We start from the raw sequence: 16,971 nt of genomic DNA, 5'->3' as shown, positions 1-16,971 counted from the left end.
GAACCGTTCAGTGCCGGGCTCGGCGCGCGCCGAGCGGGCCGCCGAAGACCAGCGAGATGCCGATGACGTACCCGACGTCGTACCAGTTGCCGTTGTTGTGCACCTCGTAGATCGACACCGAGTCGGTGAACAGGGACACGAAGAACGTGACCGGCAGGATCATGCCCTGCCACAGGCCCCACCAGAACCCGTACGGCCCCTGGCCGCCGATCGCGGAGGTGTCCACCCCCGGGTTCGGGCCGGCCGCGCACGCGGCCAGCAGGACGAGGGCGCCGACGGCGAGCACCACGGTCGCGGCCCGGCGGGCGCGCCGTCCGCGCGGGGGGAGCACGGGTTCCATCTCCCCACGATGGCACCGGCCGCGGGCCGGCGCCGGGCGGGCAAGGTCCCGCGGCGCCGATTCACCCCTCGCCGGGACGCTGGCTCCCGATCGCGACGGGGATCCGCTCGGGAAGCGCCGCCAGCCTGTCGGCGGCCTCGCCCGCGCACGCGGCCAGGTCCAGCGCGATCTCCACGCTCAGGCCGAGGTAGCCCGCCGGGTCGAGCAGCGCGCGCAGCTCGTCGTCGTCGAACGCGCCGCTCACCACCGGGTCGCCGTGCAGCAGCTCGAGGAACGGGCGGCCGTCCGACGCCGCCGCCTGCGCGACCGCGAAGACCACGTCGTGCGCCCGCTGGCGCCCGATCTTCTCCCCGAGCGCGAGCATGAGGGACTCCGAGCCGATCATGCCCTCGGACAGCCGGATGTTGGCGCGCATCCGGTCCGGGTCGAGGTCGAGGCCGTCCATCACCACCTCCAGCCGGGCGAGCATGTCGCCCGCGAGCACGGCCGCGGAGGCGGACACGTCCTCCAGCAGGGCCGTCATCGCGCCGTTGGCCTCCTGGTCGTGCAGCATCGACTCCAGCGCCGGGCCCGCGAGCGCGCGCAGCTCCGCCGACATCGTCTGCATGTCCAGCGCGAGCTGCGGGTTGCGCTTGTGGGGCATCGTCGAGCTGCCGACCGTGCCCTCCGGCACCGGCTCGAACGCCTCCGCGAACTCCGGCTGCATCAGCGTGTAGACGTCCCTGCCGATCTTCCCGATCGTGCCCGCGAGCTGCGCCAGCACCAGCACGAGCTCCACGATGCCGTCGTTCACCGACCTCGACGGCACCCGCATCGGGTGCAGGCCGAGCCGCCGCGCCACGCCCGCCTCGACCGCACGCCCCGAGCCCCCGAACGACGCGAACGTGCCCGCCGCGCCGCCCATGAGCACGCAGAACAGCCGCTCGTCGAGCCGCTCCAACCGGTCCGCGTGCGCGGCCAGCTGGTCGATCCACACCGCCACCTTGAACCCGAACGTCACGGGCACGGCGTGCTGGCTGTGGGTGCGGCCCGCCATCGGCAGCGCGGCCGAGGACGTCGCGAGCCGCTCCGCCGAGCGCAGCACGCGGCCGAGCTGGCGCAGCACCGCGCGATGGGCGTCGCGCAGCACCAGCACGTCGGCGGTCTGCGTGATGTTCTGCGTGGTCGCGCCCCAGTGCACCCAGCCGCCGTGCTTGGAGCCGACGGCCCGCGCGAACTCCTCGATGAGCGGCACGAGCGGGTGACTGGCCTCGGCCGTCGCCGCGAGGACGCGCTTCACGTCGAGCTTCTCGATCCGCGCCGTGAGTGCGATGGCGCGGGCGGACTCGGCGGGGATGAGGCCGGCGTCGGCCTCCGCGAGCGCCAGTGCCGCCTCCACGTCGAGGCGCGCCTGCCAGCGGTTCTCCCGCGTGAAGAGGCGCGCGATCCCGGGGTCCGGCACCCGCCCCTCGGTGAAGCGTCCGAACGGTGCGACGATCATGGGCTGCTCCCGGGGCCGACGGCGATGGGCAGCATGATCGCCCCGGCCGGCCGCCGTGTACACCCCTGGCCGCCGGCCGCTGCGGGTGTCGGTGGGGCGCGGCAGGCTGGTCGAGCACCCCCGGCCCCACGACGACGTGCCGAGGCCGGGCCCACGCGAGGAGGACACATGAGCGACGAGACGACGACGCGCACACGGGTCGCGGCCCTGGACGCGGTGGTGTTCGACGCCCCGGACCCGCGGGCGTCGGCGGACTTCTGGCGCGAGCTGACCGGCGGCGAGGTCGTCCAGGGGTACGGCGAGGACTGGATCACCGTGGACACCCCCGACGGGTGGTCGCTCGCCTTCCAGCCCGCGCCCGACCTGGTGCCGCCGGCGTGGCCCGGCCAGGAGCACCCGCAGCAGGTGCACCTCGACCTGCGCGTGCCCGACGTCGCCGCGGCCGTGCGGCGCGCGGTGGGGCTCGGCGCCACCGTCCTGCGCGAGAGCCCCGGGTGGACCACCCTCGCCGACCCGGCCGGGCACCCCTTCGACCTGTGCCACGCGCCCGACAACGACGGCCTGACGGTGATGGGCGTGACCTTCGACGTGCCGGACGCGTCCGCGGCGGCCGCGTTCTGGTCGCGTGTGCTCGGCGACCCCGTGGTGTACGACGCCGAGGGCATGGCGATGCTCGGCGGGGAGAAGGCCGTGCTGTTCCAGCAGGTGGAGGGCTACCAGCCCCCGCGCTGGCCCGACCCGGCGCACCCGCAGCAGCTGCACCTCGACCTCGTCGTGGGGCCGCAGACCCTGGACGAGGCCGAGCGGGCGGCGCTCGCCGTCGGAGCGGAGCGGCTGCCGGGCGGCGAGGACACGTTCCGCGTGTTCGCCGACCCCGCCGGCCACCCGTTCTGCCTCTGCCTGTCCTGAGGCGGCGACCCGCCGGGCAGGCGCTTTCCGCGGGGGCGCGGCGTCCCTAGGGTGATCGGCCATGCGACCCGACCGGCTGACCCGGCACGCCCGCGACCTCACGACGCGCTCCCTGGAGTGGATGGACGGCCGGTGGGACCCGGCCGTCGGCCTGCTCCGCGCCCCCGAGCCGGTGGGCGACGAGCACGCGCCGGCCGGCCACCTGGTGCGCGAGACCACCTGGTACGCCCTCGGCCTCCTCGTGCGCGACGCCCCCGCGCGGGACGGTGCCGAGGCGGACCTCGACCGCGCGCGCCACGCCCTCGGGCGGGTGCTGGACCACCAGCTCGACGCGCCGGGCGCCCCCTTCCACGGCACGTGGCGGCGCAGCCCGCACGAGCCGGTGCCGGGCCCCGGCTCCGCCGCGTGGCGCGACTACGACCCGAACTGGCGCGAGTTCGTCGGGACGACGCTCGTGGTCGTCGCGACCGAGTTCCCCGAGGCGCTCGACGGCGGGCTCCGGCGCCGGGTCGACGAGGCGCTGCGGCGCGCCGTCGAGGGCACGCTCGCGCGCGGCGTCGACGCGCGCTACACGAACATCGCGCTCATGACGGCGTTCCTGCTCCAGGACGCCGCGGCCCGGCTCGGCGAGCCGGCGTGGGAGGCGACCGCGGTCGGGCTGGCCGGGCAGGTGCTCGACCGGTTCCGCGTCGACGGGGCGTTCGACGAGTACAACTCCCCCACCTACTACGGCATCGACCTGGTCGCGCTCGCGCTGTGGCGCCGGTACGCGCGGCTGCCGCTGCTGCGCGCCGGGGGCGCCGAGCTGGAGGCGGCCCTCTGGCGGGACACCGCCGCGCACTACCACGCGGGCCTGCGCAACCTCGCCGGCCCCTACGACCGCAGCTACGGCATGGACCTGCGGCGCTACGCCTCGGGCATCGGGCTGTGGGTGTGGGCCGCCGCAGGCCGCGACGCCGCCCCGTTCCCCGCCACCGACCGGCCGTTCCCGCACGCCTGGGACCTCGCCCTCGGGCCGCTCGTCGCGGTGCTCGGGGCCGAGGTCCCCGACGACGCGCGGGCGCACCTGGACGGGTTCCGCGGCGAGCGCCAGGTCGAGCAGGTGGTGGCGCGCGACCCGCGCCGCGTGGCCACGTCGTGGGTGGGCGACCGGCTCCTCGTCGGCGCGGAGGACGTGGGCGGCGAGCGGGGGCACCTGGGCGACCAGTTCCACCCGGCCACGCTCCACTGGCGGGTCGACGGGACGGCGACCGGGGACGGCGCCGGGCCCGACGTCGGCTGGGCGCGGCTCGTGAGCGACCTCGCGGTGGACGCGCGCGCCGACGGGCCCGCCCTGCACCTCTCCTGCGCGCGGCACGACGGCGGCGACCTCGCGCTCGCGTTCCAGGTCCGGGCGCCCGGCGCGACGGCCGACGCCTTCGCCGCGGACGGCTGGCGCGTGCCCGGGCTCGACGCCGTCGTGACCGGCGCCGAGCTCGCCGCCGTCGAGCCCGACCCCGCCGCGGACGACACGTGGTGGCTGCGGTACGTCGTGCGCGACGTCGCCGCCGACCGGCCCGCCCGGATCCGCCTCGACCTGGCGACGCCGGACGCCCCGCCCGTCGCGCCCGGCACCGCCGTCGTCCCCGACTGGGCGGCGGTGCGGCGGCGTGTGGGCGACGCGTCGTGGGCCCGGGCCGTCCTCGACGCCGTCCGGGCGGACCACGACCACTGGCGCGACCGCCTGGCCGTGCCACCGCCGGGCGCGGACTCGGCGTGGTCGCACCACTACTTCTGCGGCGACGACGGAGCGCCGCTGCTGTTCGACCCGGCGAGCCCGGGGCGGCACGCGTGCACCGCGTGCGGGCGGGAGTACGCCGGCGAGCCGTGGGACGGCGCGTGGCGCACCCGCATGCACGGCATGGCGGCCGCGCAGGCGCAGCGGGCGGCGCTGCTCGCCCGGCTGTCCGACGACCCGGCCGAGGCGCGGGCCGCCGCCGCCGGGCTGGACCGCATCCTGGTCGGGTACGCCCGCGACTACCGGTCGTACGCGCCGCACGGGGCGAACGTCGGCACGGGCCGCGTGCAGCCGCAGAACCTCGACGAGGCGGTCTGGGCGATCGGCCTGCTGCGGGCGGCCCGCTGGGCCGGCGACGCCCTCTCCCCGGAGGCCTCCGCGGCGGCCACCCGGCTGGCGGGCGAGGTCGCGGCGCTGCTGCGGCCGCAGCTCGGGATGATCCACAACATCCACTGCTGGCTGCTGGCGGCGCTCGCCGAGTGCGCCGTCCGCACCGGCGACGCCGCCCTGCTCGCCGCGTGCCGCGACGGCGAGTTCGGGGCGGAGGCGCAGGTCCGGGAGGGCTTCGGCCCCGAGGGGCTGTGGTTCGAGGTCAACCCGCACTACCACTACTACACGGTGACGGCGCTGCTCTCCTACGTGGAGGCGGCCGGCCCCGCGGGCCTGTCCGACGAGTCCGCCGCCCGGCTGTCCCGGGCCGTGTCCGCCCCGGCGCGGCTCGCGTACGACGACGGCCGCGTCCCCGCCTACGCCGACGGCTGGCCGGACTGCTTCGTCGGCACGTTCGCCGAGCAGGCCGAGGCCGCGGCCGCCCTGCTGCCCGGGCACCCCGTCGCCCTCGCGCCGTTCTACGCGCACCCCCGCACCGCCCCCGTGCAGCTGTGGTTCGCGAACCAGCACACGCACGGCCCGTCGGCGCCCCTGACCGGCCGGGGCAGCGTCGCCGCGCTCGTCCACGGGCCCGACGACGTCGCCGCGGTGCCCGCGAGCGCTCCCGGGTCGTTCGTGTGGCCGCACGCCGGCATCGGCGTGCTGCGCTCGCCCGACGTGCGCCTCGCCCTGCGGTTCGGCCCGCCGTCCGGCTGGCACGACCACCACGACAAGCTCGCCGTGGACGTCGGCACCGCGGGCGGCTGGTCGAGCCTCGACCTCGGCACCAGCGGCTACGGGGCCGAGATCACCGACTGGATGCGGTCGCCGGTGGCGCACGACCTCGTCATCCTCGACGGGCTGCGCCAGCCCGACCTGGAGGGAGCGCTGGTCGAGGCCGACGACCGGCGGCTGGTCGCCGAGGCGTCGTGGGGCCCCGGCACCGTGCGGCGCGCGCTCGCCCTGGAGCCCGGCGGCTGGTCCGACGTCGCCACGGTGACCGCGGCCGCGGGGACCGTCGTCGAGTGGGTCTTCCACGGCGACGGGACCGTGCTCGCGGACGGCGCGCGCCCCGCCGGGCTCGTCGCGGTGCCCGCCGGCGACGCCGCCGACGACCTCGGGCACCGGTGGCTGCGCGACGTCCGGCGCGTCCCGGCGGCTCCGGTCGACGGCGACGGAGCGGTCCGGCTGCGCTGGGACGCGCCCGGGTCGCCGACGCTCACGCTGCCCGTGCCGGCCGGCGGCACCGTCGAGACGGCGGTCGCGGACGCGAACCCCACCGGCCTCCCGCTCGGCGTGGTCCGCGTGCGCGCCGTCGTGCCGGCCGGCGGGGTGCTCGAGGTCGCGGCGTCGTTCACGCTCGACGCCCGGGCGCCGCGCGCCTGAACCGCGGGGCGCGGGTCAGCCGGGCAGCACCAGCGCCGGGCGGTCGGGGTGGTCCACCCGGACCACGACGTCGGCGCGCCGCTCGGGCTGCACCTCACGGCGATAGCGCCCGTAGGCGGCGAGCGTCCACGCGTCGTCGAGCGCGGTGTTCCGCGTCTCGGTGGCGGGACGCAGCGCGAGGTGCACGACGAGGTCCACGTCCAGCCCGCGCCCGACGGCGAGCGAGCCGTCCAGCACGACGACGGTGCCCGGCGCGGCGTCGACGTACGCGGCGCGGGTCGCCCGGTCGGTGGCCAGGTCGCGCAGCGTGGGCAGCCAGCGCCCGCGCGCGACCACGGCGGTGAGCACCTCGCGGTTCAGCCCGCCGACGTCGATCCACTCCTCCAGCAGGGCGTCGGGGTCGCGGCGCCCGCGCTCGAGGCGCAGCGACGCGGGCCGGAGGAAGTCGCGCACCCGCACGCGCGCCACCGGCCGGCCCGCCGCCCGCAGCGGCTCGGCGAGCGCGTCGGCCAGCGCCTCCGGCCGCGTGGACGGGTGCCCGTCCACGAGCACGCGCACCGGGCGGTCGCCGTCGGCCGCGCGCTCCAGGACGCGCGCCACGACGTGCTCCACCACACCCTCCGGGGTCACGGGCTCCACGCGCACGCGGCCATGCTGCCACCCCGACTCGTGGGGGGTCAGCGCGCGTGCTCGACGCAGCGGGTCGCGGCGGGCCGCGCCGCCAGCCGCGCGGCGGGGATCGGGCGGCCGCACACCTCGCACACGCCGTACGTGCCGGCCGCGACCCGGTCGAGCGCCGCGAGCAGCTCGCGCCGCTCGGCCTCCGCGCCGGCCGCGAGCGCCGCGGCCTGCTGGCGCTCCCAGGCGAGCGTCGCGCCCTCGGGGTCGTGCTCGTCGTCCACGTTCGCGTCCCGGGCCGACTCGACGATCCCCGCCACCGCGCTGCGCTGCGCGGCGAGGCGGGCGTCCACCTCCGCGAGCCGCGCCCGCAGCCGCGCCTCCGCGCCGTCCGCACCCGTCATCCCGGCAGTCTCGCACCGGCACCGGAAGTTCGTCGGGCCTTCGCCCGCCTGCCACCCCGCCGCACCCGGGCCGGACACCCGGCCTTCCTACGGTCCCCGGGAACCCACCAGGAACCGACCGGAGGACCACCCATGACCGCTCACCGCCGTGCCCTGCTCGCACCCCCGGGGACGCGCACCGTCTCCGCCACGCTCGCCTTCGCGCTCGCCGCCGGCGTGTCCGTCGCGTCGGTCGCCGCGACCGCCGTCGCGCCGCCCGTGGCGACGGCCGCACCCCTCGCGTCCGCGGCCGGCGACGTCGCGTACGCGCAGGACTTCGACGACGTCGCCGACGGCGCGCTGCCCGACGGCTGGCAGGCCGCCGCGGGCGAGTGGTCGGTGCGGGACGGGCGCCTCGTCGGCGAGCCCGCCGCGATCGGGCGGATCACCTTCGGCCCGCACCTGGAGAACTACCGGCTCGAGGCCACCGTCCGCTTCGACGCCGTGAACAACGCCTCCCGGTGGCTCGCGCCGGTCCTCGACGTCGCGCCGTCGGGGGCCGCGCCGTGGTGGCAGGCCGCGATGCGCGCGACGACGACGGCGACCAACGGCCTGGAGATCGCCGAGCGCACCGCCGGCAACGCGTGGAACGTGCCGGCCACGGCGGCGGCCCCGTCCGACGCGGGCGTCGGCAAGGACGTGCGGATCGCCGTCGAGGTGCGGGGCAACCACGCCACCTGGGTCTACGACGGCCAGGAGGTGCTCGAGGGCCGCATCGGCCGCACCTCGGACGGCGTGCTCGGCTTCTCGGCCGACGGCGCGCGCGTCAGCATCGACGACGTCGTGGTCACCGAGATCGAGCCGCGCCCCGTCGTCAACGAGCCCGGCGAGCTGCCCGTCACCGCGGCGCACCGCGGTTACTCTGCGGTCAACCCGGAGAACACGCTCGCCGCCTACGCCGCGGCGATGAAGGCCGGGGCCGAGTACGTCGAGATCGACGTGCACACCACCGCCGACGACGTCCCCGTCGTCATGCACGACCAGACCGTGGACCGCACCACCGACGGCACCGGCGACGTGGCGTTCCTGCCGTCGTCCTATGTCGGCGGGATCGACGCGGGCTCGTGGTTCAGCCCGGCGTTCGCGGGCGAGCGGGTGCCCACCTTCGCGCAGGTGCTCGACCTCATGAAGACCGGCGGCTCCGACCTGCTCCTCGAGATCAAGGGGCCGGAGACCCGCGCGGAGGTGAACCGCACGGTGGACATGATCACCGCGGCCGGCCTGGAGGACCGCGTGGTGCTGCAGTCGTTCGACGAGGACGCGCTGCGGTTCGCCTACGACCGGGCACCGCAGATCCCGCTCGGCCTGCTGCGCGGCAGCCTCGACGCCGACCCGGTCGCCACGGCGGAGCGCCTGCACGCCACGTACTACAACCCGTCCGGCGCGGCGCTCGCCACGCGCCCGTCCGTCGTGGCGGACCTCAACGCCGCGGGCGTCGCCGTCTTCGTGTGGACCGTCGACTCCGCGAGCGACTGGGCCACGTTCACCGACCTCGGCGTCGAGGGCGTCATCACCAACCGGCCCGGCGCGTTCGTCGGCTGGAAGGCGGCGCAGAGCCAGGCCGACCCGGAGCCCGAGCCCGGCCCGGGCCTGCTCGCCCGGCTCGCCGCGCTCGACCTGTCCACCGGCCAGGCGCAGCAGCTGTTCTCCGCCCTCGCCCGCGAGGACTGGGACCGCCTCGAGCGGGTCGTGACCCGGCACGTCGACGACGCCGGGCAGCGCGACGCCCTGCTCGCGGAGATCGCCGAGCTCCGCGGCTGACAGCCCCCTTCGAGCACGGATCCGTGCCGCCGAGACTGCTCTCGGCGACACGGATCCCGTGCTCGAAGGGTGCCCCGGCGGGTCGTCAGAGGGCGCGGTGCGTCCAGCGGCCCGCGACGAGGGTGCCGGCGACGACGGTGGCGCGCAGCGCGTCGGCGAGGGCGGGCGCGTCGTCGGGGCCGGCGGCGAGCGGGTCACCGTCGAGGATCGCGACGTCCGCGGGGCCGCCGGCCGCGAGGTCGAGCGGCCGGCCGTCGACCGACGCCTCCAGCGCCGCCCGCGCGTCGATCCGCTGCTCGGGGTGCCACGGCTCCCGGCCGTCGCGGGACCGCGTGACCGCGGCGGCGAGCGCCGTCCACGGGTCGAGCGGTGCGACGGGCGCGTCCGAGCCGAGGGCGAGCCGCACCCCCGCCGCCCGCAGCTCGGCCAGCGGGAAGGCGCGGGCGGTGCGGCCGGGCCAGAGCTCCTCGGCGACGTCGCGGTCGTCCATCGCGTGCTCGGGCTGCACGCTCGCGGTGACGCCGAGCGCCGCGAACCGCGCGACGTCGGCCGGGCGCAGCAGCTGGGCGTGCTCCACCGAGCCGCGCGCGCCGGAGGCCTCGAAGGCGTCCAGGGCCAGGGAGTTCGCGTGGTCGCCGATGGCGTGGATCGCGCAGCGCAGACCGGCCGCGTGCGCCCGGGCCATGAGGGGCGCGAGCTGGTCGGTGGCGATGTTGAGGATGCCGTGCGCGTCCGGGCCGGCGACGCCCGCGTAGGTGTCGAAGCAGAACGCGGTGAGGGTGTTGAGCGACCCGTCGCTGATGACCTTGAGCGGCCCCTGCGTCACGAGGTCGGAGCCCGCGGGCTCCCCGAGGACGTCGCCCGCGCGCAGCCCGGCGTCGAGCACCGCCTCCAGGTGCTGCTCCCACACGCCCGTGCGCACGCGCAGCCCGTCCCAGCCGCCCGCCACCCGGCGGCGCCAGGCCGTGAGGTTGTCCGCCACCTCGAAGTCGACGACGCCGACCACGCCGCGCTCGGCGGCGGCCCGCGCGGCCTCCGCCACCAGGGCGTCGGCCACGGCGTCGTCGACGGTGACGATGCGCGGGCTGGCCGGCATCCACTCCTCCTCGCGCAGCAGCCCCGTGGGGTGGTGCGCGATGCCGAGGAAGCGCAGGCCCGCCGTCGACGCCCACGCGCTGTGCAGGTCGCCCGACAGCAGCACCACCGGGACCTCGCCGGCGACCTCGTCGAGCACCGCGGCGGTCGGCTCGTCCGGCCAGGTGGCCCAGCGGAAGCCGAACCCCACCAGCGGCAGCCCGTCCGGCGGCGGCGCGGCGCGGTCCAGGCGGTCGCGCACGAGGGCGGCGGCGTGGGCGGCGCTGGTCGCGGCGGACACGTCGAGGCGCTGGCGCACCATCGCCCACTGCGTGAGGTGGGTGTGCGCGTCCCACAGCCCCGGGACGACGGTGCGGCCGTCGACGTCCACCTGCTCCGGGAGGGCCGAGACCGGGACCGGCGCGGGCGTGCCCGCCGGGGTCACGGCGGCGACGCGGCCGCCGTCGAGCAGGACGTCGACGGGCCGGTCGGGGCGGCCGGCGAGGCGGGCGTTCGTCAGGAGCAGCGCGGACACGGGGCCACCGTAGACGCCCGCGGCGGCGCGGGTCAGGCGGCGCGGGTCAGGCGCCGCCGGCGGCGTGCACGCGCAGCGCCTGGACGACCAGCGCGTGGTCGTCGGCCTGCGCCAGGCCCGAGACGGTGACGACGCCGACGACCCCCACGCCGTCCACCCGCACGGGGAACGCACCGCCGTGCGCCGCGTACTCCTGCAGCGGCAGGCCGTGCTTGGCGTTGAAGTCGTCGCCCTTGGCCCGGGCACGCAGGCCCGTGAGGAACGACGACGCCCCGAACCGCTCCACCACCCGCACCTTGCGCTGCACCCACGTGTCGTTGTCCGGCGTCGTGCCCTCGCGCGCGGCGTGGAACACCTGCTGCGGGCCCTTGCGCACGTCGACCGTCACCGCCAGGCCGCGCTCCGTGGCGAGCTCGATCAGCAGGCAGCCGAGCTGCCAGGCGTCGTCGTGCGAGAAGCGCGTCAGCACCAGCTCGCGCTCCTGCTGCTCGACCTCGGCGACCAGGGCCGCGACGTCCTCGTTGTTCCCCGTGTCCACCATGCGCCCAGCGTCGCACGGCGCGGCGGCGGCTGCGGCGCGCCGTCCCGCCGGGGCCGCGCCGGTCGGTAGGTTCGCCGCGTGACCCGACTGGTGCTCGTCCACGGCCGTGACCTCGCCGGGCACGACCCCGACACGCTCGAGGCCCAGTGGCTGGGGGCGACGGCCGCGGGTCTGGCCGCCGCCGGGTCGTCGTTCCGACCCACCGACGCCGGGTCGTCGTTCGTCTACTACGGCGACACCCTCGCGGCGCTGGTCGGCGGCGCGGCGCCGCCGTCCGTCACGGTGCACGCCCTGGAAGCCGGCGCTCCCGCGGTCGGGCCCGCGGGGCTGCCCGCCCTGCCGGACGGCGAGCTGCGGTTCGTGCTCGACGTCGCCCGCGAGGTGCTCGCGGGGGCGGGCCGCGGGCCCGAGGACGAGGCGCCGCCCGTGGTGGCGGAGGGGGCGGTCGGCGACGCGCTCGCCGAGGCCGTCGTCGCGACGCTCGGGCTGGTGGACCGGTACGTGCCCGGCGTCAGCGCCGCCGTCCTGCTCACGCTCACCCGCGACGTGTACGCCTACCTGCACGACGACCACGTGCGCCGGGTGATCGACGACGGGCTCGCGGCCGCGCTGGCCGAGGACGAGCCGGCCGTCGTCGTGGCGCACTCCCTGGGCAGCGTGGTCGCGTACTCGGTGCTCGCCGGCAGGGCGGACGGTGCCGAGGTGCCGCTGCTGCTCACGCCGGGGTCGCCGCTCGGCGTCCGCGCGATCCGCGAGGCGCTGCAGGCCCGCGCGCCGCTCGCGTTCCCGGCGGGCGTGCGCCGGTGGGTGAGCGCCCGCGATCCCCGCGACCTGCTCGCGCTGCGCGACCTCACGCCCGCCGTCTTCCCGCTCCCGGCGGGGTCGCCCGCGATCGACGTCCTGCGGGTGGACAACCGGGCGCCCGGCAACCACGCGGCGGCCGTGCGGCTCGACGACGGCCCGTGGGCCGGCTACCTCGCGCTGCCGGAGGTCGCCGGCCCCGTGGGCGAGGCGATGACCCGCACCCGGTGACGTCGCGGTTCGTCGCCGTCCTGCCCCAGGACGACGACGCACCGCTACGTCGCGGCGCCGCGCCAGCCGGGGAGCAGCCGCTCGAGCGCGTCGACGAGGTCGATGGAGCTGCCGTCCTTGCCGCCCGCGCCGAGCACCAGCGGCGGCCGCTCCGGCTCGACCCGCGCCCCCCGCACCCGGTCGACCAGCGTCAGCGGGGCGGTGAGCACGTAGAACGTGCCGTCGGTCGCGACGCCGGCGGTGCGGTCGTGGCGCAGGTACCAGCCGCGCAGCGAGGTGCGCGCCGTGCCGCGGCCGCCGTACCCCTTGACCTGCAGGTTCTCCGGCTCGAGCCCGGCGTCGGCCGCCGCGCGGACGAACTGCTGCAGCAGCGCCTCCGCCTGCACGTGCTCGGCGTCCTGCCGCGCGCGCAGGCGCTCCGCCTGCACCCGCGCCGCCTCGGTGCGCTGCGCCGCCCAGTCGTCGCTCACCGGGGCATCCTCCCACCCGCCGAGGTGCCAGGGTGCGCGCCGGGCATGCGCCGCGGGCACCCTGACACCTCGCAGGTCAGAGCTCGCGCTCGGCGTAGGCGACGAGGGCGTCGCGCACGAACGTCGCCCCCTCGTCGCCGCCGTAGTTCTTCGCGAAGCGGGGGTCGGCCACGTACATCTCGGCCAGCCCGACGACGTACTCCTTCGTCGGGCGTCCCCGCTCGGCGCCGGGCGTGCCCGGGACGCCGCCGAGCCAGGCGGCGTGCCGCGCGGCGAGCGCCTGCGCCTCGTCCGACGCCGGGTCGACGCCGCGGCGCGCGGCCTCGGCCCAGGCCTCGGCGAGCTCCTTCGTGCGCGCCTTCCACTCCTGCTGCTCCGCGGCGCCGAGCCCGCGCCACCACGCGTCGCTCCTCGCGTACGCGTCGGCGCCCCAGCGCTCGGTCACCTCCTCCTCGTGCTGCGTGTGGTCGAAACCGTCGAGCATGTCCTCGGCCATGAGCTGTTCTCCCTTCTCGATCGCGGTCACGGTCCGCTCCACGGACGCCACCTGCCTCGCCAGCCGGTCCTGCTCGGCGCGCAGCTGGTCGAGGTGGCGGCGCAGGGCGCCGGCCTCGTCGGCCTGCTCGTCGAGCACCCGGCCGATGTCGGTCAGCGGCAGGCCGAGGTCGCGCAGCAGCAGGATGCGCTGCAGCCGCACGACGGCGGCCGCGTCGTAGTGGCGCAGCCCGCCGACCCCGGTGCCCGAGGGCGGCAGCAGGCCGATCTGGTCGTAGTGCCGCAGCGTGCGGCTGCTGACGCCCGCGAGGCGGGCCACGTCCTGGATGGAGCGGTTCATGTCTCGACCGTAGAGGTTGACGTCGCGTCAACCGCAAGGGGTGCGCCGGTGCAGGGAGATCACCCTCGCCGGGCGTTGACCGGCACCCCGCCCGGTGGGTCACTGGAAGCATGGCCCGCTCGGTCGAGACCGACTACCTGGTGGTCGGCGCCGGGGCGGCCGGGATGGCGTTCGTCGACGCCCTCGTCGACCACGACCCGACCGCGCACGCGACGCTGGTCGACCGGCGCACGGCTCCGGGCGGGCACTGGCTCGACGCGTACCCGTACGTGCGGCTGCACCAGGCGTCGCAGCTGTACGGGGTGGCCTCCACGCGGCTCGGCGGCGGGCGGGTGCAGACCGACGGCCCGGAGGTGGGGCTGCACGAGCGCGCCACCCGCCCGGAGATCTGCGACTACTACGCGCGGGTGCTCGCCGACCGGCTGCTGCCCACCGACCGCGTGACGCTGCTGGGCGGGCACGAGTACCACGACGGGCGGCTCGTCGAGCTCGCCACCGGCCGCGAGGTGGACGTCGCCGTGCGGCGCCGCGTCGTCGACGCGCGGTTCCTCGCGCCCGAGATCCCGGCGCTGTCGCCGCCGCCGTTCGACGTCGAGGACGGCGCCCGCGTGGTCCCCGCGGGTGGGGTGGGCGAGGTCGAGGCGGACGCGTACGTCGTCGTGGGCGCGGGCAAGACCGCCACCGACGCGATCGTGTGGCTGCTGCGCCAGGGCCTGGACCCCGACGCGATCACCTGGGTGCGGTCCGCCGACCCGTGGATGTTCGACCGCGCGGTGATCCAGCCCGACCCCGCGGTGTTCCTCGCGATGGCCGGCTCGCTCATGGCCGCCGCGGAGGTGGCGTCGTCGGCCGACGACCTGTTCGTGCGGCTCGAGGCCGAGGGGATCATGGTGCGCATCGACCAGGGCGTGCGGCCGCGGATGGCGCGCACGCCGACGCTCGGCCGGTGGGAGCTCGACCTGCTGCGCACCGTCACGCAGGTGGTGCGCCGCGGGCACCTGCACCGGGTGACGCCCGGCAAGCTGGAGCTCGACGAGGGCGCCGTCGCCGTGCCGCGCGGCGCCGTCGTCGTCCACTGCGCCGCCTACGGCCTGCCGCAGCCGCCGCCGGTGCCGATCTGGGGCGAGCACCTGACCGTGCAGGCGGTGCGGGCCGGGTTCCCCTGCTTCGCGGCGGCCCTGGTCGGCTACGTGGAGGGCACCCGGCACGACCGGTCCGACGAGGAGAAGAACGCCCTCTGCCCGCCGACGCCCTACTGGCGCACGCCCACCGACTGGAGCGCGCTGCAGGCGCGCGGGGCCCGCGGCACGGCCCGGTTCATGCGGGAGCCGGACGTCGCGCAGTGGGCGCACTCGGTGCTCCTCAACCCCGCGCGGGTGCCGCCGGAGGAGGCCGCGCGCCCCGAGGTGCGGGACGCCGTGGCCCGCTACACGCAGCACGCCGCCGCGGGGATCGCCGGGCTGGAGCGGCTCGGCGCCGCCCCCGCCTGAGCGCCCGTCAGCCCTTCAGCACCTCCCGCAGCGCGGCCGCGAACGCCGCCGGGTCGTTGTGCGGCGACCACTCGTTGACGGTGAACCCGCCGTGGTCGCCGGGGAACACGACGACGTCCAGGCCGAGCTCCGCGGCCAGCGCCTCGCCGCCGCGCCGCGGCATCGTGCCGGGGCCGGCCTCGCCGACCGCCGGGACGAGCCGCACGCTGGTGGCGCGCAGCGCGTCGAGGTCGGGCGAGAACCAGGGCAACGACCTCATGTTGCCGTTCAGCAGGAGGTCGTCGCGCGAGCCGTCGTCCTCGGTGGGCATGCCGAACATGGCCGGGTCGGGAGCGGGCCGGGAGAAGTAGTCCTCGGTGAGCGGGGCGTCCTGCATGGAGAGCTGGACGAACTTCGCCATCGCCGGCCCGAACCCGTCGCGCTGGTACGTCTCGACGATGTCCTGCGTGGCCCGGCGCTGCAGGTCGCGGTCCTCGAGCAGCGCCCACAGCGGGGGCTCGTGCGCGACGACGGTGCCGAGCTCGTCGGGGTGCTCGACGATCCACGACAGCACGTTGACCGCGCCGCCGCTCGACGCGAACACGTCGACGGGCCCGTCGCCGACCAGCGCGCGCGCCGCCTGGAGCACGCGGTGGAAGTCGTCGGCGTGGATCTCGACGGAGACCTCGCCGTCGGCGGCGAGCGTGCTGCGGTCCATGCCGCGCGGGTCGTAGGTGAGGACGGCGCGGTCGTCGAGCAGCGCGGCGAGCTGCTCGAAGCCGGACGCCCCCATCGGGGAGCCGAGCACGAAGACCGGCCGGTGCGGGCCGGGGGTGGCCGGCAGGCGCACGTCGTAGGTGAGGACGGCGCCCGGCACGTCCAGGGTGTGGGTGGTGAGCTCGCTCATGGTGGGGCCTCCGAGGCCGGCAGGGGTGGGTCCATCCTGTGCTGAGGGTGAGACACCTCGCCAGGCCGGAAATCATCGGTGCTGACCAGGCACGACGTCGGCGCACCGCGCCGGGCCCGGAACCTGCCCCCAGGCTCGGCCCGTCCACAGGCCGGCCCGGCGGCCGACCGCGGCGGGCGCCGCGGCGCCAGGCTCGACGTCGGACGCCCGGCCGGGCGTCCGCCACCGGACCGAAGGAGCCCGCCATGCCCGTCACGACGGCGCCGCCCACCCCGCCGACGACGCCCGGGCCGGCACCCGAACCGGCGCCCGAACCGGCACCCGAACCGGCACCCGAACCGGCAGTCGAACCGGCACCGGAACGGGGGCCGGCGTGGCCCGTGGCGCGGTTCACCCCGCCCGACCTGGTCGACCTGAGCACCGCGTGGACCCGGGAGCGGGACCTGGCCACCCGGCCCGGCGCCCGGCACGACGACGGCCCGGGAGCCGGCTGCCCCGGCTCGCACGGCCGGCTGCTGGACGACGGCCTCGACGTGCTGCTCCAGCCCGTCCTCGGACCGAACGCGGCGCCCGGGTACTACCCGTTCGCGGCTCTGGACGCCCGCGTCGCCGCGGGCCTGCTCGACCGGCTCGACGAGGAGGAGCTCGCGACCGAACGGCAGAACCTCGGCCCCACGCTCGGCGCGGTGCTCCGTGCCGTGGTGCGCCACCCGGACCGCGTGCGCGCGCAGGGGTACGTCGTGGGTCCGCTGCGCTGCGACGAGCGGATCACGGTGACCGCGGTGCTGCTGCGCTCCGACCGCTCGCTGCGGATCGACCGCCGGCACGAGCAGGGGTGCGAGTGCACCGACGTCATGGCGACGCTGGTCGCCCTCGGCGTGGACGACATGCACGCGCCGCCCGACGAGATCACCCCGTGGTGGGGGCCGGGCCGGGCCGACACCCGGTCCCCCGCGACCGGGGACGACGGCGGCGAGCCCTGGTACCGCGCCTGGTGGGACTGACCGGTGGCCCCGGCGGGACCG

15 protein-coding genes are annotated in these 16,971 nt (G+C 77.3%); 6 read left to right on the top strand and 9 right to left on the bottom strand.

The window, feature by feature from the left end:
• Positions 1–7: 7 nt before the first annotated feature.
• Together ACFU9A_RS03675 and ACFU9A_RS03670 are read right to left on the bottom strand one after the other, a co-directional pair.
• Positions 8–340, bottom strand: a complete 333-nt coding sequence (locus tag ACFU9A_RS03675; RefSeq protein ID WP_430573908.1) for a hypothetical protein — start codon at positions 338–340, stop codon at positions 8–10.
• 61 nt (positions 341–401) lie between these two features.
• Positions 402–1,820 carry an adenylosuccinate lyase family protein gene (locus ACFU9A_RS03670; protein WP_430573907.1) on the bottom strand — a complete coding sequence of 473 codons (1,419 nt, stop codon included), beginning with the start codon at positions 1,818–1,820 and terminating at the stop codon, positions 402–404.
• A gap of 168 nt (positions 1,821–1,988) precedes the next feature.
• Here ACFU9A_RS03670 and ACFU9A_RS03665 point away from each other — a divergent pair, with 168 nt between their 5' ends.
• On the top strand, positions 1,989–2,729 hold the full coding sequence (locus ACFU9A_RS03665; protein WP_430573906.1) for a VOC family protein: 741 nt from the start codon (positions 1,989–1,991) through the stop codon (positions 2,727–2,729).
• Positions 2,730–2,790: 61 nt separating this feature from the next.
• Entirely contained in the window at positions 2,791–6,261 is a 3,471-nt protein-coding gene (locus ACFU9A_RS03660) for a hypothetical protein (RefSeq protein WP_430573905.1), read from the top strand.
• 15 nt (positions 6,262–6,276) lie between these two features.
• Here ACFU9A_RS03660 and ACFU9A_RS03655 read toward each other — a convergent pair whose 3' ends face one another.
• The gene (locus tag ACFU9A_RS03655; protein ID WP_430573904.1) at positions 6,277–6,906 is read right to left on the bottom strand and encodes a uridine kinase; all 630 of its coding nucleotides are present in this window, start codon (positions 6,904–6,906) and stop codon (positions 6,277–6,279) included.
• A gap of 32 nt (positions 6,907–6,938) precedes the next feature.
• Positions 6,939–7,283, bottom strand: a complete 345-nt coding sequence (locus ACFU9A_RS03650) for a TraR/DksA family transcriptional regulator (protein WP_430573903.1) — start codon at positions 7,281–7,283, stop codon at positions 6,939–6,941.
• Between the two features lie 132 nt (positions 7,284–7,415).
• Here ACFU9A_RS03650 and ACFU9A_RS03645 point away from each other — a divergent pair, with 132 nt between their 5' ends.
• Positions 7,416–9,083, top strand: a complete 1,668-nt coding sequence (locus ACFU9A_RS03645; protein WP_430573902.1) for a glycerophosphodiester phosphodiesterase — start codon at positions 7,416–7,418, stop codon at positions 9,081–9,083.
• Positions 9,084–9,168: 85 nt separating this feature from the next.
• Here ACFU9A_RS03645 and ACFU9A_RS03640 read toward each other — a convergent pair whose 3' ends face one another.
• Positions 9,169–10,692, bottom strand: coding sequence for an amidohydrolase (locus ACFU9A_RS03640; protein ID WP_430573901.1), 1,524 nt, complete (start codon positions 10,690–10,692; stop codon positions 9,169–9,171).
• A gap of 46 nt (positions 10,693–10,738) precedes the next feature.
• Entirely contained in the window at positions 10,739–11,233 is a 495-nt protein-coding gene (locus ACFU9A_RS03635; RefSeq protein WP_430573900.1) for a heme-degrading domain-containing protein, read from the bottom strand.
• Positions 11,234–11,311: 78 nt separating this feature from the next.
• Here ACFU9A_RS03635 and ACFU9A_RS03630 point away from each other — a divergent pair, with 78 nt between their 5' ends.
• Positions 11,312–12,265 (top strand): hypothetical protein, encoded by a 954-nt coding sequence (locus ACFU9A_RS03630; protein ID WP_430573899.1) that lies wholly within the window; start codon positions 11,312–11,314, stop codon positions 12,263–12,265.
• A 44-nt stretch (positions 12,266–12,309) separates the two neighbouring features.
• Here the strand turns inward: ACFU9A_RS03630 and ACFU9A_RS03625 are convergent, their stop codons facing one another.
• Both ACFU9A_RS03625 and ACFU9A_RS03620 read right to left on the bottom strand, forming a co-directional pair.
• Entirely contained in the window at positions 12,310–12,735 is a 426-nt protein-coding gene (locus ACFU9A_RS03625; protein WP_430573898.1) for a hypothetical protein, read from the bottom strand.
• Positions 12,736–12,811: 76 nt separating this feature from the next.
• On the bottom strand, positions 12,812–13,570 hold the full coding sequence (locus tag ACFU9A_RS03620) for a MerR family transcriptional regulator (RefSeq protein WP_430573897.1): 759 nt from the start codon (positions 13,568–13,570) through the stop codon (positions 12,812–12,814).
• A 110-nt stretch (positions 13,571–13,680) separates the two neighbouring features.
• Here ACFU9A_RS03620 and ACFU9A_RS03615 point away from each other — a divergent pair, with 110 nt between their 5' ends.
• A complete protein-coding gene (locus ACFU9A_RS03615; RefSeq protein ID WP_430573896.1) occupies positions 13,681–15,060 on the top strand; it encodes a pyridine nucleotide-disulfide oxidoreductase in 1,380 nt (459 codons plus the stop codon).
• A 7-nt stretch (positions 15,061–15,067) separates the two neighbouring features.
• On the opposite strand, the gene ACFU9A_RS03610 is transcribed toward ACFU9A_RS03615, so the two are convergent.
• Positions 15,068–15,946: an alpha/beta fold hydrolase gene (locus ACFU9A_RS03610; RefSeq protein ID WP_430573895.1), complete on the bottom strand. Its 879-nt coding sequence runs from the start codon at positions 15,944–15,946 to the stop codon at positions 15,068–15,070.
• A 380-nt stretch (positions 15,947–16,326) separates the two neighbouring features.
• Between ACFU9A_RS03610 and ACFU9A_RS03605 the strand changes: the two genes are divergently transcribed.
• Entirely contained in the window at positions 16,327–16,950 is a 624-nt protein-coding gene (locus ACFU9A_RS03605; protein ID WP_430573894.1) for a hypothetical protein, read from the top strand.
• Positions 16,951–16,971: the final 21 nt, after the last annotated feature.

Origin of the sequence: Isoptericola sp. NPDC057653, assembly GCF_042799955.1 — a bacterium.
Taxonomy (GTDB): domain Bacteria; phylum Actinomycetota; class Actinomycetes; order Actinomycetales; family Cellulomonadaceae; genus Isoptericola.
This window is presented reverse-complemented; position numbering and strand designations above follow the sequence as displayed.

What these genes read in the sequence shown, in the direction of transcription:
- ACFU9A_RS03675 (WP_430573908.1), bottom strand. Translation starts at nt 340, where the DNA reads ATGGAACCCGTGCTCCCCCCGCGCGGACGGCGCGCCCGCCGGGCCGCG.
- ACFU9A_RS03670 (WP_430573907.1), bottom strand. Translation starts at nt 1,820, where the DNA reads ATGATCGTCGCACCGTTCGGACGCTTCACCGAGGGGCGGGTGCCGGAC.
- ACFU9A_RS03665 (WP_430573906.1), top strand. Translation starts at nt 1,989, where the DNA reads ATGAGCGACGAGACGACGACGCGCACACGGGTCGCGGCCCTGGACGCG.
- ACFU9A_RS03660 (WP_430573905.1), top strand. Translation starts at nt 2,791, where the DNA reads ATGCGACCCGACCGGCTGACCCGGCACGCCCGCGACCTCACGACGCGC.
- ACFU9A_RS03650 (WP_430573903.1), bottom strand. Translation starts at nt 7,283, where the DNA reads ATGACGGGTGCGGACGGCGCGGAGGCGCGGCTGCGGGCGCGGCTCGCG.
- ACFU9A_RS03645 (WP_430573902.1), top strand. Translation starts at nt 7,416, where the DNA reads ATGACCGCTCACCGCCGTGCCCTGCTCGCACCCCCGGGGACGCGCACC.
- ACFU9A_RS03635 (WP_430573900.1), bottom strand. Translation starts at nt 11,233, where the DNA reads ATGGTGGACACGGGGAACAACGAGGACGTCGCGGCCCTGGTCGCCGAG.
- ACFU9A_RS03620 (WP_430573897.1), bottom strand. Translation starts at nt 13,570, where the DNA reads ATGAACCGCTCCATCCAGGACGTGGCCCGCCTCGCGGGCGTCAGCAGC.
- ACFU9A_RS03615 (WP_430573896.1), top strand. Translation starts at nt 13,681, where the DNA reads ATGGCCCGCTCGGTCGAGACCGACTACCTGGTGGTCGGCGCCGGGGCG.
- ACFU9A_RS03610 (WP_430573895.1), bottom strand. Translation starts at nt 15,946, where the DNA reads ATGAGCGAGCTCACCACCCACACCCTGGACGTGCCGGGCGCCGTCCTC.